A 22373-nucleotide genomic window follows, 5' to 3' on the forward strand; every position below is an offset into this window, starting at 1 on the left:
CATGCAGCTCTCAACCATGAGAAAACCCGGCGAACGGCCGGACAGCCTGGCGGAACGGGTCTACCAGCAGGTGAAGGACGACATCTTTGGCTTTCGCCTGCTGCCGGGTGATCGCTTCAGCGAAGGCGACGTGGCCGAGCGCATGCAGGCCAGCCGCACGCCGGTGCGCCAGGCGCTGTATCGGCTGGAGCGGGAAGGGTACCTGGAGGTGTTTTTCAGGAGTGGCTGGCAGGTGCGGCCGTTCGACTTCAACTATTTCGAAGAGCTTTACGACGTAAGAATCGTGCTGGAGTTGGCCGCCGTCAGCCGCTTGTGTGGCATGGCGGAGCAGGGGCTTGAACGGCTTGAAGCGATCTGGCGGGTGGACGAAAGTGCGCGGCTGGATGACGCACAGGTCGTCTGCGCGCTGGATGAGGAATTCCACTGCGGGTTGGTGCAGGCCACGGGCAACGCTGAAATGGCGCGCATGCATTACGAGATAACCGAGAAAATCCGCATCATTCGGAGGCTGGATTTCACTCAGCAATCACGTATTGCAGCGACCTATGAGGAACATGCAAGCATCCTCGATGCGATCTCGGCACGGCACCGCGATCTGGCGCAGCAACTGCTCAAGACTCACATCGAGGTGAGCAAGCAGGAGGTGCGCAAGATCACGTTGCATCGGTTGGCGGTGGCGAGAGGATAAGCCCTCGTATCGACGAGTCAGCCCGCCCCCTGTGGCGAGGGAGCTTGCTCCCGCTGGGGTGCGAAGCGCCCCCAAAACCGGTCACCCCATTTTACCTGGCGAAAACGCGGTGCCTGAATTGGGGCTGCTGCGCAGCCCAGCGGGAGCAAGCTCCCTCGCCACGGGTTATTGCCGCACGCCTAATACTTGCTGCAGCCGATTTGTCACTGCCTCACTCGCTCCCAACATCGGCGCCCGCAACTCACTGCCGATCAAACCTTCCATCGCCAGCGCGGCCTTCACCGGCGCCGGATTGGGCTCCACGAACAGTGTGTGAATCAACGGCAGCAGCCCGAAAAACGTCTCGCGAGCCGCCAGCAACCGGTTGTCGCGAACCTGTCGATGCAGCGCCACAAAATCCGCGGTACGCACATGCGCCGACGCGGCAATCGCGCCGGTCGCTCCCAGGCACAGCGCGTTGAATATCTGCACATCCTCGCCACACAACACATCCACATTCCCGCTGGCCAGCAGCGCCAGGGTATTGGCCAGGTTGCCGCCACAATCCTTGATCGCGACGATCCGTTCATGGGCGACGATGTTCAGCAACGTCGCCTGTTCGAAGGCGATACCGGTGCGGTAGGGAATGTCATACAGAATGATCGGCACACTGGACGCATCGGCCACGGTGCGGAAGAACGCTTCAAGGCCCGCCTGGGACGGGCGGATGTAGCTCGGCGGCGGTACCAGCAAACCGGCCACCGCGCGTTGCTGGATTTCACTCTGGAACTGCAGCAGCTCAATCTGGTTATACCCCGCCAGGCCCATCACCACCTGCTGCGGCGGTACCAGTTCCAGTACGGCATCCAGCATCGCCAACTGCTCACGGCGGCTCAGTGCTGCGGCTTCGCCGGTGGTGGTACAGACCATGATCCCGGCCACGCCTTGTTCCAGCAGATGGCAGACCAGGCGGCGCAAGCCGATGAAGTCGATGGCGCCGTTATGAAACGGTGTAACGACGGGAACCCAGATACCTTGAAACGATGACATGCGCTTTCTCCTGATGGTTGACCGATTTCGTCACCGTCAGAAGGGCAGAGGGAAGTAAGCAAGAGGAGGGGGCCTTCGCGCTCAATGTCCTGTCAGCTCATCTGACGGGACAGCGCGCCCCGGTCACATGAGCGACTGTTTCTTCGATTTGAGGGCGTGCGCAACGCAACCTTGCGCCTTGGCAATCAAGCCAATGACGGAAAAGTTGAAGGTCGTTGCAGACATTGAGGACACACCCTGAGGAAGGCGCTTATCTTTATGGATTATTACAGGGTGTGTCAACTCACGGCGATCAGTCGCGGTTCAACCAGTGGCGCACGAAACGCACCTGCTCTGCCGACAGTTCTGCGTCTTCCGGCGCGCCCATGAAACCGCCGTGGGGCATTGCTTCAAAGATGTGCAGTTCCACCGGTACCTCGGCCTGGCGCAGCGCCCGGTGCAGGCGTACGGCGTTGGACAGGAACAGGTCGCGGGTGCCGCTTTGCACGAACGTCGGCGGGAAGCCCGCTGCGAAATCCCCGAACAGCGGCGACAGGTACGGGTGAGACAAATCCGCGCCAGCGGCGTACAGCAGGTTGGTGCTCATCAGCGGGTTGGGCAACACCACGTCGACGGTGCGGTTGACCTGGAAGCTGTCGCCCGATTCGGTCAGGTCCACTTCGGGTGACAGCAATACCAGCGCGGCCGGCAGTGGCAAGCCTTCGTCGCGGGCGCGCAGCACCATGGCAGCGGCGAGGTTGCCTCCGGCCGAGCGTCCGCCGATCACGATCTTGTCCGGGGTGTGGTGCTTCAGCACATGCCGGTAGGTGGCCATACAGTCATCGAGTGCCGCCGGGTACGGATGGTCAGGCGGCATGCGGTAGTCCACGCCGTAGCAGGTCAGGTTGTGCAGGTCGGAGTGCTTGCCGGCGGCGAGGCGGGCGTTTTCGCCGCCGCCGAACACCAGGGCGCCGCCGTGCAGGTCGATATAGGCGAACTCGGCCCCGTATGCCGGCGTCGCCCGGTACACGGTGGCGTCTTCCACGGTGAATGTCTCAACGTGGTCTGCCGTCTGTCCCGTCTGGGACGCCGCGTACTGTTGGGCAACTGCGGCCTGCATGCGGCGCCAGCCAGCGTGGTCATCGGGTGCGGGCAGGGTGTACAGGCTGTTCAGCGGCACGCCATCGGCGTTCACCATGCGTTGCAGCATCGCCTTGGCCTCGGGGCTGATGGACCGCGGAGCCGGGATGATTCGCGGGTCGATCCTTACACCATTACTCATTCTCTGCACCGTTTGGGTTCATGTCAGGACGCGAACGCATTCTTGTCGGTAGCGGTACTACACTGCAAGTCCGAACCTCCACGCTGGAGAACACTCATGCTCAGCAAAAACACGGTGTGCCTTTGGTACGACGGCAGTGCACTGGACGCTGCCAACTTCTACGCCAGGACCTTCCCGGACAGCGCAGTGACCGCGGTCCATCACGCCCCCGGGGATTATCCGGCGGGCAAACAGGGCGATGTGTTGACCGTGGAATTCACCGTCATGGGTATTCCTTGCCTGGGGCTGAACGGCGGCTCCAGCGTGCAGCACAACGAGGCGTTTTCGTTCCAGGTGGCCACCGACGACCAGGCGGAAACCGACCGCTTGTGGCACGCGATTGTCAGCCATGGCGGCCAGGAAAACGTCTGCGGCTGGTGCCAGGATAAATGGGGTGTGAGATGGCAGATTACCCCGCGTGTACTGAGCGCGGCGATCACCCACCCCGACCCGGCAGCGGCCAAGCGGGCGTTTGACGCGATGATGGGGATGACCAGGATTGATATTGCGGGGATTGAGGCGGCGCTCAAAGGTTGATGCACCGATTGAGTCAATCGGCGCCCACTGCCGTCCGGTCCACCAGACGAATACGGTTGCGTCCACCGCGCTTGGATTCATACAGCGCCGCGTCGCCTTGTTCGATCAAGGCCGCGAGGCTGGCGGGCGGCGTATCGAACAGGCTGGCGCCGATGCTCAATGTCACCGCTTCGGGCGTGGCGAACGCCTGCGAGGCAGCCTGATGAAACTGTTCGCGCAGGGCGCTGCCCAGCGCGACAATGCGCGCGTTCGAGGTGTCATTAAGCAGGATCACGAACTCGTCGCCACCCAACCGCGCCGCCAGCGAATCATCGGGCAACTGCGCGCGAATCATCTCGCTCAGGGCCACCAGCAGCCGGTCGCCCGCGGTATGGCCGTACAGGTCGTTGATCAGCTTGAAATTGTCGATGTCGATCAACAGCAGGGCACCCGGCCGGGCCTGCGAGGCCTCGCTCAGCAGGCTCGGCGCGCGCATTTCAAGGGCGCGGCGGTTATACAGCGCGGTCAACGGGTCGCGGGCGGCCAACCGTGCAATCTGTTCCTCACGGCGGTAGCGCTCGGTGCCGGTCATCGACAATGCAATCAGCATGATCGCCATGGCGCCTTCCACCAGCGACACCTGAATGATCTCGCCACGAAACGCCGTCAGGTCGATCAGTGTCCCCGGCACGATCGCCACCAGCGACTTGGCCAGATAGAACAGCCCGTGGGCCAGCAGCACATAGCGCAGTTGCACCGCGCCCACGCTGAGTGATCGGCCATGGGGGCGCAACAGGAAACTGGCCCGCAGGGTCGGCAGGGCAACCAGCAGCGAGTTGGCCAGCAGCATGGCCCTGGACCACGACTGTCCTTCCGGCAACAGCAGCATGGCAAACCAGGCCACGAACATCAGGTACCAGGCGCGAGACAGGCGCACCTGGGTGAAACGCGCAACGCCCAGCAGGAACAGCCAGTGGGCGGTGATCAGCAATCCGTTGGCGAACCAGATGCCGATCAACAGCAGGCCGCTGGCCCGCAACAGCGCCAGGGTGCTGCCCACGCTGATGATGGCGAAACCGGCAGTCCAGTACAGCAGCGATGGCTCGCGGACATTGCGCCACTCGACGGCCAGGTACAGCGCGGCGGCGCCTGCCAGTGCGATGGTGAGGACCAGTATGGTGATGGGGTCGAGCGCCATGGGCGAACTGGCCTGCCTGAGTTGCGGTGAGACGGCGATTGTAAGCGTTTTCGCCGGTTTTTCGCAGTGCTCAGGCCCTGCGCGCCATCAGCAATACCGTCGCGGCGGCCGACAACAACCCCGCACAGCAGCGGTTGAAAATCCGCTTGCCCCGAGGCTGCGCGAACCAGCGGCGCATATGCAAACCCATATAGGCGTAGGCGCTGATGGCGAACCATTCCAGCGCCAGGAACATCGCTCCCAGCAGGGCAAATTGCGGCGTGATCGGACGTGCCGGGTCGACGAATTGCGGCAGGAAGGCGGTAAAAATCAGGATTGCCTTGGGATTGCCGGCGGCCACCAGGAACTCCTGTCGCGCCAAGGCCCACAAGCCCGCCTTGGGCGCCGTCGACTCAGCCTCCGCGTGCGGATTGGACCGCCACAGTTGATACGCCAGATAGAATAGATACGCCGCCCCCAGGATCTTGATCCCGTAGAACAACAACTCCGAGGTTTGCAGCACCACCGCCAGCCCGGCGGACGCGAGGGCGATCATCCCGGCAAAGGCCAGCAGTCGCCCGACGCCTGCCAGGCACGAAGTGCGGTAGCCGTAGCGGGTGGAGTTGCTCACGGACAGCAGGTTGTTCGGGCCTGGCGCCATGTTCAGGGCGAAGCAGGCCGGGAGGAAGAGGGTGAGGGTGGCGAGGTCCATGGGGGGCTCCGGCGGGCGCTGGCAGGTAAGGCCACGAGGATAAGGGATGTGAGGCGGTTGAACAATTTGCGCTAATGGGTAGAACCGATGGCGCTCTGGCCATGTCTGTGAGTCGCGGGTAAATAGATCGGTCACCATGACGCTCATTCGTTAATATGCCCGGCATGCCAATCGGGTAAAGGAAGTTGGCGTGAAGCACGAAGCGCTTTTCCCGGGAATTAAAAATAGAGTAGGCAGGGAATGGAATATCCTTCATTTGAAAACAAATCAAAGAAAAGAACCTTGTTGTTGGTGGTGTGTCTGTTATTTGGAGCATGGATTGCTTATACGCTCTGGGCCGGTCGCATTGTAATGCGAACGGTTTTAATGCCATCGATTCCCGAGTGGACGACCTATATAGTCATTGGTTGTCTGGTTGGACTCTTTTTTGCTGCAAGGGCCACCTACTATCGTCCGGCTGTAAGAAACCCGAACCGTGTTGGAGAATCTTTTTTTGGTGGTTTTTGCGTGGGTCTGATTTTGTCCTTGCACAGTTATGACGTCGTTACGTACCTGTTGCCCGGCGACATTGTTCAGTATGCGTCACCTTACGAACTGGTGACTCCGGGGCCCTACGTTGGAAAGTTCAGTCGTTGTGAGGCGGGCCTGCGGATTAAGGATTTAAAGACTGAGCGCTGGGTTGCGCTTTGTACCACTCAGTCGGAATTCAACGATCAAAGAAAGACAGGCATGAATGCAGTGTGGGTGACTGCTCATTCAAACAAGATAGGTTCTTATATCGAGGCGTATGAATTTATTTATAAATAAATCATGTCGTCGTTGTACCAGCCTTCGTTCATAAGCCAATGACTCATTGTTGGCCGGGAGGGGAAGGTTTCGGTTTGCCATCAGCCACTTGTGTCTTGCCACAAACTTGCTGCGTTGCATTCGGCAGTATTGCGCCCCCTTGAAAGCCTCAGATGAACAGATCCGCCCCTTGCCTCTCAAAGCGCCGCATAGACAAGGGATGAAAGTCGGCGTGGGCGTGGATCAATCATCGAATGGCTGCCCGAAGTCGTGGTGACAAAACCGAAGCTCACTTGTTTTTCAGGATCAGCGAAACTGATCGGGCCACCAAGCCCGATATGGCCAAAGGTGTTCGGGCCCATTGCATGGGAAGCCGTCGGGTCGCGTTGCTGCTCCAGCATGCAACCCAATCCATAACGCATGGGGCGCATCCATACTCGATCCATGCCATGACTGTGCTCACGGCTGAATTCAGTAAGCAGCTCGGGACCGATAAAGTTTCCTGCCATCAATGCACTGTAGAAACCGGCCAGGCCGTGAGCCGAACCGTGTCCACACACGGCGGGTTGCCGGTAGGCCCACCAGCGAGGGTCACTGGTTCGTCTGGGCACCATTCCGGGGTTGGTGAAGGCGAGCGTCGCGATATGCGACGGCTCGTTTTTCACCACGGTTCGCAACGCCTGCGAGTAAGGGTCACCGACTCGTCCCGTGGCACTGTCGAAACGCGCGATACGATGAAAGTGTTCTTCGTTCACGCCGAGGTGCACGTCCAACTCATGGGGATCGAGAATCTCTTCGTGGATAAACACACAGGGATCTCGTCCGTCCACCCGGCGAATCAACTCGCCGAGGATCCAGCCAAACGTGGTGGTGCCGTAGCCCAGATCTGTTCCCGGTTCCCACCACAGCGGCTCGGCCTCCAGCAGTCGCAGCATGTGCTCCCAGTCATACATCATGGGGTTGTGGTCGGGCCCCCGCAGCGCCGGCATGCCTGCGGTATGGTTCATCACCTGGCGCAGGGTGACCTTTGCTTTCCCGCTCCGGGCGAACTCGGGCCAGTAACGGGCCACGGGTGCATCCAGCTCCAGCTTGCCCGCCTCAACCAACATCAGGACGGCCACCGCGACATAGGGTTTTATTACGCAGAAGGTATTGGCCAGCGTATCGCGGGTCCAGGGTTTCGTGCCCGCCTGGTCTGCCATGCCGGCCCACAGGTCGACAACGATCTCTGCGCCTACCTGCACGCACAGGCCGGCCCCACGTTCCTGCGGATCATCGAACATGTCCTCGAAGGCCTGCTTGACCGCTTCAAACTGCTTCGCACATATCCCTTGCGCTTTCATACCTCAACGTCCTCGTATTTGAAGTGCGGCCCTTGATACTTGCCGAACACGGATAATGGTTGTGGAGGAATTCACCCACGAGACCGAGTTTGGGAGTGCTCCATGGAAAAGCGATTTGCTCGTTTGTAGGTGCCGAAGTCATTGAACCTGACACCGGCCTGGGCCATGACTTTATGAGCATAAGGTGCCGTCATCTGACGCAGATAAAACGGGTCTCTCACCACGAAGTGATGGATGCTGTGAGTGCTGCCAAAGTTAAAACAGAACAACTGGAACGGCCACAGCCACCAAGGGTTCATCACCTGGGTTTGTTGTAATGCGTTACGCGGGGCAACATCGCCGTAATAGTGCATATTTGAACTTATAAAGAACAGGCAGAACTGCCGTATCATATTGGGCGCTATAAGAATAACCACTGCGCTATTGACGATATCCATTAATTCCAGCGTCGTAGCTGAACTGTGAACCTCCATCCCGGTAATTGACCCAAGCCAGACATACAGGTGGTAGCCGAGGAACACATACCAGCACCCCCAATACAGAAGCCCGAATGGTGTATTGAGCCGAATGATCTTGCCTAACAATTTTACCTTTTGCCGCCATCCAGGGGCAAACACCGCATTTAGAAAACCAAATACAAATCCGTCCACCAGTTTGAGTAATCGCAGTATTCCCCAAGGACTGCCGCTCGTGGTGATCCAGGCTTCAACATCAGAATCAGTTCCGGACTCCTTATGGTGATGAAAGTGCAGACTGCGTCTTAGCCACGGGCTGGGCATACCCGGGCGTGCCAGCCAGCAGAAGAGCATCATGGCATTATGGGCCAGCGGCTGTTTTCTAAAATAAAGGCGATGAATCAGGTCATGTTCGATTTCATGAATGAACGAAGTCAGCAGCGCATTGACCAGAATACACATCCATGCGGGGATAAAACCCTTTAGATAGAGCCCTCCCGTAATGACCATCCCTATCAGGGAAAACGCCATGACACTCGCGCCCAGAGCATCCTGGTGCTGCAGGATCGGATAACGCTTTCGCAGGTAGTTCCCATGATCGGTAATACTGCGGGTTACCTTATCAATCTTTTCCTGATCGGTAGTTGGGCGATCAATTTCGATGGCGCCTTCCAAGACTTTCATCCATTCATCCTCTGATTGCATCGAGAAATTAACAGCCGCGTCAAGCCGGTCATGTCAATTATTTGAGCTGTAAAACAGTAGATACTCATATGGGTTGCTTGAATTGCACGGGGCATTCAAGGAATACGAAATCGACTTTTTTGCGAAAAGCTTGTTAGAATTCCATGCTTCAAAATGATAAGGGAAGTTCAACTCTTTGCAACTGTGTATTTTGGGTGGGTTCAGTGTTACAAGTGCGGTGTAAGGAATTGATGATTTAGTTACAGTTTGTACAAGTATAAAATGACGCTGTACAAGTATTGCCAAGGAGGCACCATGAGATTGCATCGCATCAAATATGTCCGGCGCGCTCTAAAAGAGCCCGAGGGTGGCGCAGACAAAATAACAAGCGACGATGTATTTGATGCCGTGTTTTGCGATGAGCCGGCAGAAAATGCCGCGAATCCTGCAGGCCTGGAAAGGCTACTCCGCTACCTGCAGTGCGGGGATACCGTGGTGGTGGACAGCATGGCAGCGCTGACTTCAAGCACGGAGCAACTGTGCGCCATCATTCGCCGGTTGATTGAAAAGCAGGTCACGCTGGAGTGTTTGAACGAAAACCTGGTTTTCCGGCATGACTGTCTTGAAGTCGTGGAGTCGATCATTGCGGTAATGGAGCTGATTGCAGAGTTCGAGCGCGCTGCGATGAGGGAAAGACAGGCGGCGGGAATTGCCAGTGCAAAGAATCGTGGGACTTATAGAGGTCGCAAGAAAAAGCTGTCTGACAATCAGGTTGTAAACTTGATTGACCGGGCCACTGCAGGAGAAAGTAGATCCAAATTGGCGCGTGATTTTGAAATCAGTCGGCAGACGCTCTATCGGTACTTGAGATCCAGATAGGGGCTTCTACAGGTCGCACGAGGGAGCGGCTACCAACAAGATCCTACAGTTGAAAAAACCTGTAGGACGGCATGGCGCGAAAGCGGTGGAAGTCTTGCCATCATTGATTTCTTCACTGGCAAGACGACCCACTATCGCGGCCAACGCTCCTGCTCCATTTATTCAAGGCAGCCTTCAGATGCTGCGGGCAAGCGCTCGAGAAACTCGGCGATCTGCCGGCCACCGCGCAGGTGCACCACGGGCACCGACGGGCCTGCCGCCAACCGCACCGCCTCGATACCTGGCCGGTGGCCGCGATCAAACGTCCACACGTACTTCAGGAATGTCAGGAACTCCCGGTCGAGTTTCTCGGTACAGCCGGCGGGAATATCCGGGCGCGGGCGGTTCAGCGCACTGCGCAGGATCACCCGGGTAAAGCAGGTGAGCCGTGGCGTGTCGAGCCAGATGATCAAATCGGCACGGGGCAGGCGCAGGTCGAACGTGCGCCGCGCATAGTTGCCTTCACACACCCAGCCATCGGCGGCAACGGCGTCGCGCACGCGGGTACGGAACTGCTCGGCGTCGGGCTCGACCCAGCCGGGCGACCAGAACAGGGTGTCCAGGTGCACCACGGGCAGGCCCAGGCGTTGTCCGAGGGCGCGGGCGAGGGTGGATTTTCCGCTGCCCGCATTACCGAGAATCACGATGCGTTGCATGAAGGGACGTCCTGTCGCGGGAAAGCCCACAATTGTGCAGGTTTTACATGACCGACAAAAGCCATATGAGGTAGGTTGGGCGCCCCGGAATGGACCCTCTCGACCAAGGAAGCGCCTGTCAATGCCAAATGCCTTTTGCCAAATCAGCGAACGCCTGGACAACCGCCGGTTTATCGTCGCGGGCAACACCCATGGTGTGTCCGGTACAGGCACCGTGTTTCATTACCACGTCGATGAAAACGCCATCTGGGGCACCTACCAGGGCGGCCGGATTCGCATGGGCAATCAAGTCGGGCGCGCCACAGGCCCCGATACCATCGAGTTGCTGTACCAGTGCCTGACCACCGAGGGCGAGATTCTTGCCGGCTGGTCCCGGGGCACGCTAGGCGTGGATGACGCCGGGCGTACCACCCTGGCCTTCGTCTGGGGCTGGTTGTCGGGCGCGACGGGAGGCGGGGAGTCGAGCTACGTCGAACTCGTTGCCGAGTAATCATGCAATTTCGCGCCTACTGGAACCGCTCAACCAGGTAGTCGACAAAACACCGGACCCGCGCCGGCGTGTGGGTACCGCCGAGGAACACGGCATGGATCTCTTCGCCATCGCCTGGATTGAATGCCTCCAGCAGCGGCACCAGCCGACCCGCCTGAATGGCGTCCGCCACGGTCTCGGCGCAGACCCGCGCGATGCCGATGCCCTCGGCCGCCAATTGGCCCTGGGTGTCACCGTTATTGGTTTCGACATGGCCCTTGATCGTCAGTGAATAGTCGTGGCCATCCTTGCGAAACGGCCAGGTGGGCGCCGCACGCTTGAAGTTGAAACCGATGCAGTCGTGATCCAGCAGGTCTTCCGGCACCTGCGGCGTGCCGCGTCGTGCCAGATAGCTCGGCGCAGCAATGATGACCTTGTGGGTGGCGCCCAGCCGGCGGGACGTCAGGCTGCTGTCGGGCAGCGGGCCCAATCGCACTGCGACGTCGGCTTGCCCGGCGGCGATGTCGACCACGGTGTCGGTCAGGTTGATGTCCACCAGGATGTCCGGGTAACGCTGAATGAACTCGCCCAACAACGGGATCACGAAGGTCCTGCCATACAGCAGCGAACTGCTGACCCGCAGGCGCCCGCGGGGTGAACTCTGGTCGGTAATCTGCTGTTCGGTTTCCCGCAGGTCCGTGAGGATCCGCCGGGCGCACGACAGGTAGGCGGCACCCTCCGGGGTCACGGTCAGTGAGCGCGTGGTTCGCAACAACAGGCGTACGCCCAGCCGGGCCTCCATGCGGTCCAGCACCCGCGCGATGGAGGAGGGCGCAAGGTTCAAGCGACGCGCGGCCGCCGAGAAACTCGCGGTCTCGGCCACGAGGGTAAAGATTTCCAGTTCGTCCGTTATGTCCACGGGAAACTCACTTGTGCGTTTTTCGCAAAGGCCTTGAGCGGCGTAATGGGGTTCACATCGGTTTTTGTCGGGGTCAGTATTGCGTAAAGCAATGTAATACGGAAACTCACCAGGAGAATCCCATGATCTTGCCCTACACCATCAATATCCCCGACGAACGTCTTGTGGCCTTCCGCGACAAAGTCGCCGCCTACGATTGGACCCAGCTTCCCGATTTGGGAGGGTGGAAGTCGGGCGTAGGCGTGCGCGACCTTCAGCGCCTGGTCGCTTACTGGCTGGAATCCTATGATTGGCGCCGGGTCGAAAAACACCTCAACCAACTGCCCAACTTCATCACCGAGATTGAGGGCGAGCACCTGCATTTTCTCCATGCGCGGGGCGACGGTTCCAGGCCGCCGATCCTGCTGCTCCATGGCTGGCCAGGTTCGTACCTGGAATTCGAGGCGCTGCTGGAACCGCTGGCGGCTGACGGACACGATGTGATCGTGCCGTCGCTTCCGGGGTTTGCATTCTCCAGGCCGATCACCGGAGTGATTGGCCCACGTCGGGCGGGCGAACTCATGCATGGGCTGATGGCCCGGCTGTTCGGGCCAACCCGCTTCATCGTTCAGGGCGGTGACTGGGGTTCGGGCATCGCCGGTTGGATGGCCCACGATCGGCCCGAGGCGTTACTGGGGATTCACCTGAACATGGCCGACCTGCTGGCCCAGGGCACCGTTGCGACCACGCCGGAGGAGGAGGCTTTCATCGCCCGGCGTGACGTGCTGATCGACTGGGAAACCGGCTACAACCACCAGCAGGAAACCCGCCCGCAGACCCTGGGTGTCGCGCTGGCCGACAGCCCGGTGGGGGCCGCGGGATGGATCCTCGAAAAAATCGGCACATGGGCCGATCTGCCCACTACCGCCGATGGCAGCCCGGATCTCTGGGGCACCTTTACCGAGGAGCAACTGCTGACCAACATCATGTTGTATCTCGCGCCATCTTCCATGGTCACCGCGACGTGGATGTATCACGGCAAGCGCCTTGAGGGATCGTCAAAATTCCCGGTCGGCACCCGCATCCAGGTGCCGACCGGATTTGCCGCCTTTCGTGATCCGGTGTTCGTGCCGCCGCCGCGCTCATTTGCCGAAAAGACCTTCAACATCGTGCACTGGAGCGAGATGCCCGCCGGCGGTCACTTCGCGGCCTGGGAGCAGCCGGCGTTGATGCTGGCGGACCTGCGCGCCTTTATCGCTACGGTCTCGGCTTGATCATCAAATCCAGGTTCTGCACGGCGGCACCTGCGGCGCCCTTGCCGAGGTTGTCGAATATCGCCGCCAGCAGGACCTGGCCCGTCTCGTGGTTTTCACACACGATCAGGCGCACATCGTCCGTGCCGTTCAGCGCTTGAGGGTCAAGGTATGTCAGCTCCTTGGCGGCCTGCATCGACAGCACCTGGACGTGATTCGTATCGCGGTAGTGCTGAGTCAAACAGTCATGCAACCGCGAGCCATTCACACCCGGCGCCAATAACCGAAGTTGCAGGGGGATGGTCAATACGATCCCCTGGCGAAAAGCCCCGTAGGCCGGCACAAAGGTCGGTCTTTCCGTCAGCCCGCTTTGCTGCTGAATCTCCGGCACATGCTTGTGTGCCAGCCCCAGCCCATACACCAGGAACGCGGGCGCCTGTGAGGCGTCGGCGCCCTCATGCTCCTGCACCCCGGCGCGGCCCTTGCCGGAATAGCCCGAGACCGCATGAATGGTCGTCGGGTAGTTCCCGGGCAGCAGTCCGGCCTCAAGCAACGGGCGCAGCAACCCAATCGCACCGGTGGGATAGCAACCGGGATTGCTCACCCGCTGCGCCGTGGCAATGCGTTGCGCCTGTTGCGGGTTCATCTCGGCGAAACCGTAGGTCCAGTCGGGATGAGTGCGGTGTGCCGAACTCGCGTCGATCACCCGCACGGCCGGATTGTGGATGCTGGCGACGGCGTCCCGTGCGGCGTCGTCGGGCAGGCAGAGAATCGCGATATCGCAGGCGTTGATCATCTCGGCGCGCTGCTGCGGGTCCTTGCGGTGTTCAGGGCTGAGGGTGATCAGTTGCAGATCGGTGCGGTCGCGCAGGCGTTGATGGATCTGTAGCCCGGTGGTGCCTTGGTCGCCGTCGATGAATACAAGAGGATTTGCCATGGGATGCACTCGGATAGGAAATCAGGTGTTCCAATCTTCGGCCAGCCGCTAGGATAGGAAAAGTTGAATTTCCAAACGATGAAGTTCAGTTTTTATGAACGAGGATTGACCCATGCGCGAAATCAGCCTGGACCGCCTGCGTACGTTGGTGGCGATTGCCGACCTCGGTTCGTTCGCCGAAGCAGCCCGCATGCTCAACCTGGCGCCACCCACCGTCAGCCTGCATATCGCCGACCTGGAGGCGCGAGTGGGCGGCAAGCTGCTATCGCGTACCCGTGGACGAGTGCAGCCTTCGGCTATTGGCGAAACCCTGGTGGAGCGCGCCCGCCGCTTGTTGGCGGATGCCGAGCAGGCGCTTGAAGACGTGGAGCGACAAGTGCAGGGGCTGGCGGGGCGGGTGCGCCTGGGAGCCTCAACCGGGGCCATCGCACAGTTGCTGCCGCAAGCCCTGGAAACCTTGAGCCAACATCATCCCGCCATTGATGTGCAGGTGGCGGTGCTCACGTCGCAGGACACATTGAAGAAGCTGGCCGAGGGCGCCCTGGAGATCGGCCTGGTGGCGCTGCCCCAGGCACCGGTGAAGGGCTTGCGGATCGAGCCCTGGCGGCGCGACCCGGTCATGGCGTTTTTGCCGGCGCGCCGGGAATGCCCCGAGGTGGTAACACCCGCCTGGCTGGCTGCCCAGCCGTTAATCCTGAATGACAACACCACTCGGCTTTCGCGCCTGACCTCGGAGTGGTTTGCCAATGACGGCTACCAGCCGACGGCGCGTATTCAGCTGAATTACAACGACGCAATCAAAAGCCTGGTGGCCGCCGGTTACGGGGCCACGTTGTTGCCCCATGAAGCGTCCACGCCCTTGCACGACACCCGGATTGCGATGCGGCCGTTGCAACCGTTGCTGTGGCGGCAACTGGGGATCGCCCATCGCGCCGGGGAGGTTGAGCGGCCTACGCAACATGTGTTGGACGTGTTGTGGGGATTGAGTGCGGGGTAGGGCGTTATGGAACGACTCATACGATCAGCCTATGAATACCTTCCCGAATCAGGAATTTACAGAAACCTGAATACCGTTGAAATTAACGGCTTTTGAGCCGCCAATCGGTTTTTCAGGGAGTCTTCACCATGCCATTCACCCACACACAACTCCCCATCGTCGTCGCCGATGTGCCGTTGAACATCGCCGCGATCCACCGCGCGGGTACCCTGGCGCCAATCGTGTTCCTGCATGGCTTTGGCTCGACCAAGGAAGATTACGCCGACATCGTCCAGCAACCTGCCTTCGACGGTCATCCATTTTTGGCTTATGACGCCCCGGGTTGCGGTGAGAGCCATTGCGATGACCTGTCGAAGATCTCCATCCCGTTCCTGCTGCAAACCGCCTTGCAGGTGCTCGAGCATTTCAACATCGAGCGCTTCCATCTGGTAGGCCACTCCATGGGCGGCCTCACCGCGCTGATGCTGGCGCACCGGTTGCCGGGCCGGGTGCTGAGTTTTGTCGATATCGAAGGCAATATCGCCCCGGAGGACTGCTTTCTCAGCCGGCAGATCGTCGACTACCCGGCGGATGATCCCGAGGCGTTTTTCAGCGCCTTTATCGAGCGCACCCGGCAGGCACCGGCCTACGCCAGCGCGCTGTATTCGGCGAGCCTGCGGCACAAGGTGCGTGCCGGGGCGGTGCGGGGGATCTTCCAGTCGATGGTCGAACTGTCGGATAACGCCGACTTGATGGGCAAGTTCCTCGGCCTGGAATGCCCGCGCATGTTCATGTACGGCGAGCAGAATGCCCATTTGTCGTACCTGGCGCATATCCAGGCGCAAGGCGTGCGGTTGGCGCCGATTGCCCGGTGCGGGCACTTCCCGATGTACTCCAACCCGATCGCGATGTGGCAGCAGATTGCGGACTTTCAACACGGCTGATACCCATCGCCAACGATCGGCCAGGCCCGAAAGCACAAGACTTACGCCTCGAAACCCGGATAATGGCGGCCATATTTTGCTCGCTATTCTGGTAATCCCGCATGGAAATCAAGGTCAATTTTCTCGACAACCTTCGACTTGAAGCCAAGTTCGACGACTTCACCGTGGTGGCCGACCAGCCTATTCGCTACAAGGGCGATGGCTCGGCCCCCGGTCCGTTCGATTACTTCCTGGCGTCGTCGGCGTTGTGTGCGGCTTACTTTGTGAAGTTGTACTGCGAAACCCGCAACATCCCTACCGACAATATTCGCCTGTCCCAGAACAACATTGTCGACCCGGAAAACCGCTACAACCAGATCTTCAAGATCCAGGTCGAATTGCCAGCGGACATCTCCGATAAAGACCGCCAGGGCATCCTGCGTTCCATCGACCGCTGCACCGTGAAAAAAGTCGTGCAGGCCGGGCCGGAGTTTGTCATCGAGGAAGTGGAAAACCTGGATGCCGATGCCCAGGCATTGCTGATGCCGAGCGCGGCGTCCGACGCGGGCACCTACATCGCGGGCAAGGACCTGCCGCTGGAAACAACCATCGCCAACATGTCGGCCATTCTGGCGGGCCTGGGCATGAAGATCGAGATCGCTTCGTGGCGCAATATCGTGCCCAACGTATGGTCGCTGCATATCCGCGACGCGCACTCGCCGATGTGCTTTACCAACGGAAAGGGCGCGACCAAGGAAGGCGCATTGGCGTCGGCATTGGGCGAGTTTATCGAGCGGCTGAACTGCAACTTCTTCTACAACGACCAGTTCTGGGGTGAAGACATCGCCAACGCGGCGTTTGTGCATTACCCGGACGAGCGCTGGTTCAAGCCGGGCCGCAAGGACGAACTGCCACCGGAGATACTCGACGCGCATTGCCTGCACATCTACAACCGTGACGGCGAGCTGCGCGGCTCACACCTCTATGACACCAACTCCGGCAACGAAGAACGCGGCATTGTTTCGCTGCCGTTCGTGCGCCAGTCCGATGGCGAGGTGGTGTATTTCCCGTCCAACCTGATCGAGAACCTGTACCTCAGCAACGGCATGAGTGCCGGTAACACCCTGGCCGAAGCGCAAGTGCAGTGCCTGTCGGAAATCTTCGAACGCGCGGTAAAACGCGAAATCATCGAAGGTGAATTCGCGCTGCCGGATGTACCACAGGAAGTGCTGGCGAAATTCCCCGGTATCCTGGCCGGTATCCAGGGCCTGGAAGCCCAGGGCTTTCCGGTACTGGTGAAGGATGCGTCCCTGGGCGGTGAATTCCCGGTGATGTGCGTGACGTTGATGAACCCACGCACCGGCGGCGTATTCGCCTCGTTCGGCGCGCACCCAAGCCTGGAAGTGGCGTTGGAGCGCAGCCTCACCGAACTGCTGCAAGGCCGCAGCTTTGAAGGCCTGAACGATCTGCCGCAGCCGACGTTTGAAGGCCATGCGGTGACCGAACCGAACAACTTTGTCGAGCACTTCATCGACTCCAGCGGCGTGGTGTCGTGGCGCTTCTTCAGCTCGAAGTCGGATTACGAGTTCGTCGAATGGGACTTCTCCGGCCAGGGTGAAAACTCCAATGCCGAGGAAGCCGCCACCTTGTTCGGCATCCTCGAAGGCATGGGCAAGGAAGTCTACATGGCGGTGTACGAGCACATCGGCGCGACCGCCTGCCGCATCCTGGTGCCCGACTATTCGGAGATCTACCCGATCGACGACCTGATCTGGGACAACACCAACAAGGCGCTGTTTTTCCGCGAGGACATCCTGAACCTGCATCGCCTCGACGAAGCGGAATTGAAGGGGTTGGTTGAGCGCCTGGTTGAAAGCGAACTGGACGACTACACCGACATCACCACCTTGATCGGCATCGAGTTCGATGACAATACGGCGTGGGGTCAACTGACCATCCTGGAATTGAAGCTGCTGATTTATCTGGCCCTGCAGCAGTTCGAAGAAGCCAAGGAACTGGTGGAGATGTTCCAGCAGTACAACGACAACACCGTCGAGCGCGGCTTGTTCTATCAGGCCGTGAATGCGGTGCTGGAGATGGAGCTGGACGAAGACCTGGAACTGGCGGACTACGAAGTGAACTTCCGCCGGATGTTTGGCAACGAGCGGATGGACGCGGCGATTGGGTCGGTGAATGGCAGTGTGCGGTTCTATGGTTTGACGCCGACGAGCATGAAGCTGGAAGGGCTGGACCGGCACCTGCGGTTGATCGACAGCTACAAGAAGCTGCACGCGGCGCGGGCCAATACGGCCAATTAAAAGCTGACACCGTACCTGTGGTGAGAGGGCTTGTTGTGGCGAGGGGGCTTGTCCCCCGTTGGACTGCGTAGCAGTCCCTCTTTTTTGGGGCCGCTGCGCAGCCCAACGGGGGACAAGCCCCCTCGCCACAGGTCAGTGGTCACTCGGGTTATTTGTCACAACGTCCATCCCAACCCCAGCGCCTTGTGCAATGACGCAAAGTCCTTGAGCAACAGCGCATCCCCGGAAATCCGGCTTTCCTGCGCCTGGTACCGCGTACGTTCCGCGTCCAGCCAATCCAGCGTGCTCGCCGTACCTGCCTTATAACGCTGGCGCGTCAGGTCCGCGGCCCGTACTGCCGAAGATTCCACGTTACGCAGCAGCACCACGTTCTGCCGCTGGTTGCCATACCGCGCCAGGGCCACATCCGCATCACGCAACGCACTCAACACCACGCTTTTGTAATGGGCCAGGGCCTCGTCGCGCCCGGCTTGCGCACCTTTGACACTGGCCGCCACCCGGCCGAAATCCAATGCGTTCCAGGTCAGCCGCGGCAACAGCAGCCAGGTGCCGCTGTCCTTGCGCGCCAGGTGCCCGGGATCGGCCGCCGAGAACGACAAGTCGCCCATCAGGCTGAGCTTGGGAAACCAGTCGGCGGTTTTCTCGCCGATCTGCGCGTTGCTGGAAGCCAGTTGGCGCTCGGCCACCCGGATATCCGGGCGTGCTTTCAGGATCGCCGCCGGGTCGGCAAAGGGTACCTGGCTAGGGATAGCGGGCAGGGCGCGGGGAGTGTTGAGGCTCGCGTCCAGCTCGCCCGGTTCCAGGCCGCAGAGCAGGTTCAACTGGTCAATCGCCTCGACGATTGACGCTTGCAGCGGCAGGCGTTGGGCCCGGGTGTTTTCGGCCTGTGTCAGGACCTGCTCCAGCTGTAACTGCGAGGCCACGCCACGGCTGCGTCGCTGCTGGGTCAGGTCCAGCGCCTGTTCCTCAATCTCGACACTGGCGTCCACCAGCGCCAGTCGCGCCTGCTGGTCACGCACGTCGGCATAGGTCTGCACCACCTCGGCTGCCAGTTGCACCTGGGCATCGGCCAGTTGCGCCTGCGAGGCGTCGTTTTCCGCCTGGGCCGCCTCGATTGCACGCCGGGTACCGCCGAACAGGTCGGCCTCCCAGCTGGCATCAAAGCCGGCGAGGTAAAGGCTCAATGGCCCGCGACCACCGCCACTGCTGCCACCCAGCGCCGAGGTGTCGGGGGAGCGCAGCTTCAGCATCGCTGCATCGCCGGTGATCTTGGGCAGGGCGTTGGCGTTGGCGCCACTCAGACTGGCTCGCGATTGCTTGAGGCGCGCCTGGGCGGTCGCCATGTCCGGACTGTTTTGCAGGGCCTGGGCCACCAATTGGTTGAGCTGCGGATCGCCCAGGGCTTGCCACCACTGGGCGACCGCGGGCGTACGCGGCAGGCCTATGTTGGCGTGGGGCAAGCGCCCGGCCGCGAGGGTCTTTGGCGCGGCATCCGGCGCGCCCTGGTAGTCCGGCCCCACGGTACACGCCGTCAGCAGACCGACGGTGAAGAGCAAGGGAAGTGAGCGATAAATCATGTTCGTTGGCCTGCCTGCGCCGCGCGCTTTTTCAGGATGAAGATCAGGGGAAGGCACGCCAGCATGGCGAGTCCCAGCACGTAGAACGCGTCGTTGTAGGCCATCACCGCCGCTTGTTGGGCGATGTCGTTGGCCAGATGACTGAGGGCCTGCAGCGAGGCCGTGGACGGGTCGCCGGTTTGCGCCAGGTAGCTGGCGGTATCGCTCGCCATTTGATCCTGGGTCAACTGGGTGTTGGCCTGGATGCCTTCGCGCAACATGTCGTCGTGGAAGTGGCTGCGCCGGTCCATCAGTACGCCGAGCAGCGCAAGCCCCAAAGTACCGCCGAGGTTGCGTGACATGTTGTAGAGCCCGGCCGCGTCACCCGCATCGCGGGTTTCCACCGAGCGCATCGACAGTTGGCTGAGGGGCATCATCACCAGGATCTGCCCGAAGCCCCGCAGGATCTGCGACCAGTAGAAATCATGGCCGACGCTCTGGGCGGTGAGTTGGGTGTCGAGAAAACAGCTGGCCCAGTACATCAACAAACCCACGCCGACCATCATCCGCAGGTCCAGGCGGCCAAGCATTCGCGGCAGGATCGGCATCAGCAGGAACGCCGGGATCCCCGACAGCAACATGATCGAACCCGACTGTTGCGCGTTATAGCCCGACAGGATGCCGAGGAACTGCGGCACCAGGTACGCCGTGCCATACAGCCCGGCGCCGACCGCCGTGGCGATCAGCAGCACGCTGCCAAAGCTGCGGTTGAGCACCAGTTGCAGGCGCAGGATCGGCGTACTCGAGCGGACTTGCCCGACGGCAATCAGGAAAAAGCCGATGACCATCGTGATGCTCAACCAGATGATCAACTTCGAGTCGAACCAGTGTTCGCGCTGGCCTTCTTCCAGCACCACGGTGAGCGAACTCAGGCCCATGGCCAGGCCAATGATGCCCAGCCAGTCGGCCTTGATGAATTGCTGGAGGTTCATGCGGTCGCTGGGCAGGCCGGTGATCAGCAAGGTGATCAAGGTGATGCTGACGGGCAGGTTGATGAAGAAGCACCAGCGCCAGTTGATATTTTCCGTGAGCCATCCGCCAATCACCGGGCCCAGCAGCGGACCGAGGATCACCGTCATGCCGAACATCGTGGTGCCGATTGCCAACTGATGGGCAGGCAGGCGGGTGCGCACGATGGTCTGCGCGGTCGGGATCATCGCGCCGCCGGCAAAACCCTGGCCGATACGCCCGGCGATCATCGCGCCGAGGCTTGAGGAGAGCCCGCAGAACATCGAGAAAAACGTGAACATCAACGCGGTGCCGATCAGGAACCGGCGCAGGCCGAATACCCGGGTCAGCCAGGCGGCGAGGGGAATCATGACGATTTCCGACATCAGGTAACCGGTGGCGATCCACGTGCCTTCGGTACCGGTCGCGCCGATCTGGCCCTGGATCTGCGGCAGCGCCGAGTTGGTGATCGAGATGTCCAGGGTCGCCAGCAAGGCGCCCAGCGAGCCGGCGGCGACTGCGATCCAGTCGGTCAGCGAAGCGTTGCGCGGTTTGTCCGCGGGCACTTCCGTCAAGATGGCTTCAGCCATGGTTGGCGTCTGCCTTGTGGGTGCGGGTGTCGACTTCCACGGTGGCGGACAAGCCGGGCACCAGTGCCTGGCGCACGTCGTTATCCGGTACATCCAGGGAAATCCGCACCGGCACCCGCTGCACGATCTTGGTGAAGTTGCCGGTGGCGTTGGACGGCGGCAGCAACGCGAACTGTGCGCCGGTGCCTGGGGACAGGCTGTCGATATGGCCCTGAATATCATGGCCTGGCAGTGCGTCCACATGCACGGTGACGGCCTGCCCGGCGCGCATCTCGCCGATCTGGGTTTCCTTGTAGTTGGCGGTCAGGTAGATCGCGCTCACCGGCACCACGGTCAACAAGCGTGTGCCCGGCTGCACGTATTGGCCGACGCGTACACCGCGATCAGCGACGCGGCCATCGAGCGGGCTGCGAATCACCGCGTCGTCCACGTCCAGCTGGCTCTGGGCTTCGCTGGCCTTGGCCACGCCGAGTTGCGCCTGGGCTTGCTTGAGCTGGGCTTCGAGGGTGCCGTAGCGGGTCTGGCTGGAGCGCAACGCGGCCTGCTTGGCGGCCACGGTGCTGCGGGCCTGGGCGAGCTGGTTGTTGAGCTGCGCCAGGCGTTCTTCCGGCTCGGCCCCGGAACGCGCCAGCGGCGCATAACGTGCGACTTCGGTTTGCGCGTGCTGGGCGTCGGCCTGGGCGCCTTGCAGTTGGGCGCGGGCTTCGGCGATGGTCGAGTCCTGTTGGACCAGGTCGGCCTGGGCCTTGGCAAAGTCGGCCTCGCGGGCCGCAATCGTCGCCGAGGCTTCGTCACTGACTGCCTGGTATTTGCGCGCATCCAGGCGCACCAGCACGTCGCCACGCTTCACGTTCTGGTTGTCGGCCACCAGCACCTCGGCGACGTAGCCGTTGATTTTCGGCGCCACGCTGATACTGTCGGCTTGCAGATAGGCGTCGTCGGTGGTCTCGATAAAGCGCCCGGTGAGCCACCACCAGGCGCCCCACGCCAGCCCGGCCAACAGCGCCACGCCGGCGAGTGACAGTAGAATCCGTCGGGCTTTGCCACGTTGGCCGTTGACGGTGGTTTCAGGAATGACCTGAGGAGAGGGAGGTGCAGCGGACATCAAGTCACTCCAGTTTTATATCAGTTGGAATAAATTCGTTTTTTCGCGAATTTTTGTCAACTGGTATATTTTGGTT

Annotated in this window: 21 protein-coding genes; 9 read left to right on the forward strand and 12 right to left on the reverse strand. The window is 60.7% G+C overall.

Annotated elements, in window-relative coordinates:
• Window position 1 precedes the first annotated feature (1 nt).
• On the forward strand, window positions 2-688 hold the full coding sequence (locus ACIOMR_RS08215; protein WP_307518986.1) for a GntR family transcriptional regulator: 687 nt from the start codon (window positions 2-4) through the stop codon (window positions 686-688).
• A gap of 165 nt (window positions 689-853) precedes the next feature.
• Here ACIOMR_RS08215 and dapA read toward each other — a convergent pair whose 3' ends face one another.
• On the reverse strand, window positions 854-1717 hold the full coding sequence (dapA, locus tag ACIOMR_RS08220) for a 4-hydroxy-tetrahydrodipicolinate synthase (protein WP_401193368.1): 864 nt from the start codon (window positions 1715-1717) through the stop codon (window positions 854-856).
• Window positions 1718-2009: 292 nt separating this feature from the next.
• Window positions 2010-2978, reverse strand: coding sequence for an alpha/beta hydrolase (locus ACIOMR_RS08225; protein ID WP_401193371.1), 969 nt, complete (start codon window positions 2976-2978; stop codon window positions 2010-2012).
• Between the two features lie 96 nt (window positions 2979-3074).
• Between ACIOMR_RS08225 and ACIOMR_RS08230 the strand changes: the two genes are divergently transcribed.
• Entirely contained in the window at window positions 3075-3554 is a 480-nt protein-coding gene (locus tag ACIOMR_RS08230) for a VOC family protein (protein ID WP_401193374.1), read from the forward strand.
• 13 nt (window positions 3555-3567) lie between these two features.
• Here ACIOMR_RS08230 and ACIOMR_RS08235 read toward each other — a convergent pair whose 3' ends face one another.
• Together ACIOMR_RS08235 and ACIOMR_RS08240 are read right to left on the reverse strand one after the other, a co-directional pair.
• Window positions 3568-4731, reverse strand: a complete 1164-nt coding sequence (locus ACIOMR_RS08235) for a GGDEF domain-containing protein (protein WP_401193377.1) — start codon at window positions 4729-4731, stop codon at window positions 3568-3570.
• 70 nt (window positions 4732-4801) lie between these two features.
• Window positions 4802-5422 (reverse strand): LysE family translocator, encoded by a 621-nt coding sequence (locus ACIOMR_RS08240; RefSeq protein ID WP_177009454.1) that lies wholly within the window; start codon window positions 5420-5422, stop codon window positions 4802-4804.
• A gap of 240 nt (window positions 5423-5662) precedes the next feature.
• On the opposite strand from ACIOMR_RS08240, the gene ACIOMR_RS08245 reads away from it, so the two are divergent.
• Window positions 5663-6229: a hypothetical protein gene (locus ACIOMR_RS08245; protein WP_177009453.1), complete on the forward strand. Its 567-nt coding sequence runs from the start codon at window positions 5663-5665 to the stop codon at window positions 6227-6229.
• 176 nt (window positions 6230-6405) lie between these two features.
• On the opposite strand, the gene ACIOMR_RS08250 is transcribed toward ACIOMR_RS08245, so the two are convergent.
• Entirely contained in the window at window positions 6406-7551 is a 1146-nt protein-coding gene (locus ACIOMR_RS08250) for a serine hydrolase domain-containing protein (RefSeq protein ID WP_401193380.1), read from the reverse strand.
• A gap of 71 nt (window positions 7552-7622) precedes the next feature.
• A complete protein-coding gene (locus ACIOMR_RS08255; RefSeq protein WP_401193383.1) occupies window positions 7623-8690 on the reverse strand; it encodes a fatty acid desaturase in 1068 nt (355 codons plus the stop codon).
• Window positions 8691-9005: 315 nt separating this feature from the next.
• Here ACIOMR_RS08255 and ACIOMR_RS08260 point away from each other — a divergent pair, with 315 nt between their 5' ends.
• A complete protein-coding gene (locus tag ACIOMR_RS08260) occupies window positions 9006-9569 on the forward strand; it encodes a recombinase family protein (protein WP_401193386.1) in 564 nt (187 codons plus the stop codon).
• A gap of 158 nt (window positions 9570-9727) precedes the next feature.
• On the opposite strand, the gene ACIOMR_RS08265 is transcribed toward ACIOMR_RS08260, so the two are convergent.
• Complete coding sequence (locus ACIOMR_RS08265) at window positions 9728-10264, reverse strand: ATPase AAA (protein WP_003215142.1); 537 nt, start codon at window positions 10262-10264, stop codon at window positions 9728-9730.
• Window positions 10265-10385: 121 nt separating this feature from the next.
• On the opposite strand from ACIOMR_RS08265, the gene ACIOMR_RS08270 reads away from it, so the two are divergent.
• On the forward strand, window positions 10386-10754 hold the full coding sequence (locus tag ACIOMR_RS08270; RefSeq protein WP_008436319.1) for a hypothetical protein: 369 nt from the start codon (window positions 10386-10388) through the stop codon (window positions 10752-10754).
• A 16-nt stretch (window positions 10755-10770) separates the two neighbouring features.
• On the opposite strand, the gene ACIOMR_RS08275 is transcribed toward ACIOMR_RS08270, so the two are convergent.
• Window positions 10771-11652 (reverse strand): LysR family transcriptional regulator, encoded by an 882-nt coding sequence (locus ACIOMR_RS08275; RefSeq protein WP_003215146.1) that lies wholly within the window; start codon window positions 11650-11652, stop codon window positions 10771-10773.
• 122 nt (window positions 11653-11774) lie between these two features.
• Between ACIOMR_RS08275 and ACIOMR_RS08280 the strand changes: the two genes are divergently transcribed.
• Entirely contained in the window at window positions 11775-12905 is a 1131-nt protein-coding gene (locus ACIOMR_RS08280) for an epoxide hydrolase family protein (protein WP_401193390.1), read from the forward strand.
• On the opposite strand, the gene argC is transcribed toward ACIOMR_RS08280, so the two are convergent.
• Complete coding sequence (gene argC, locus ACIOMR_RS08285; protein WP_401193393.1) at window positions 12889-13821, reverse strand: N-acetyl-gamma-glutamyl-phosphate reductase; 933 nt, start codon at window positions 13819-13821, stop codon at window positions 12889-12891. The two genes, ACIOMR_RS08280 and argC, sit on opposite strands and share 17 nt — an antisense overlap.
• A gap of 112 nt (window positions 13822-13933) precedes the next feature.
• On the opposite strand from argC, the gene ACIOMR_RS08290 reads away from it, so the two are divergent.
• The 3 genes from ACIOMR_RS08290 (at window position 13934) to ACIOMR_RS08300 (ending at window position 18038) form a co-directional block, all read left to right on the forward strand.
• Window positions 13934-14818, forward strand: coding sequence for a LysR family transcriptional regulator (locus ACIOMR_RS08290; protein WP_087695047.1), 885 nt, complete (start codon window positions 13934-13936; stop codon window positions 14816-14818).
• A 128-nt stretch (window positions 14819-14946) separates the two neighbouring features.
• Window positions 14947-15741, forward strand: a complete 795-nt coding sequence (locus ACIOMR_RS08295; protein ID WP_177068103.1) for an alpha/beta fold hydrolase — start codon at window positions 14947-14949, stop codon at window positions 15739-15741.
• 101 nt (window positions 15742-15842) lie between these two features.
• Complete coding sequence (locus ACIOMR_RS08300) at window positions 15843-18038, forward strand: OsmC domain/YcaO domain-containing protein (protein WP_087695051.1); 2196 nt, start codon at window positions 15843-15845, stop codon at window positions 18036-18038.
• 155 nt (window positions 18039-18193) lie between these two features.
• On the opposite strand, the gene ACIOMR_RS08305 is transcribed toward ACIOMR_RS08300, so the two are convergent.
• The 3 genes from ACIOMR_RS08305 to ACIOMR_RS08315 are packed head-to-tail and all read right to left on the reverse strand — an operon-like array spanning window position 18194 to window position 22297.
• Window positions 18194-19615 carry an efflux transporter outer membrane subunit gene (locus tag ACIOMR_RS08305; protein WP_401193398.1) on the reverse strand — a complete coding sequence of 474 codons (1422 nt, stop codon included), beginning with the start codon at window positions 19613-19615 and terminating at the stop codon, window positions 18194-18196.
• A complete protein-coding gene (locus tag ACIOMR_RS08310) occupies window positions 19612-21192 on the reverse strand; it encodes a DHA2 family efflux MFS transporter permease subunit (protein WP_178902914.1) in 1581 nt (526 codons plus the stop codon). The genes ACIOMR_RS08305 and ACIOMR_RS08310 overlap by 4 nt, the downstream gene beginning before the upstream one ends.
• Window positions 21185-22297, reverse strand: coding sequence for an HlyD family secretion protein (locus ACIOMR_RS08315; protein WP_102369198.1), 1113 nt, complete (start codon window positions 22295-22297; stop codon window positions 21185-21187). Before ACIOMR_RS08315 ends, ACIOMR_RS08310 begins: the two co-directional genes overlap by 8 nt.
• Window positions 22298-22373: the final 76 nt, after the last annotated feature.

The sequence above is a fragment of the Pseudomonas sp. NPDC087814 genome (assembly GCF_044742865.1).
Lineage (GTDB): Bacteria > Pseudomonadota > Gammaproteobacteria > Pseudomonadales > Pseudomonadaceae > Aquipseudomonas.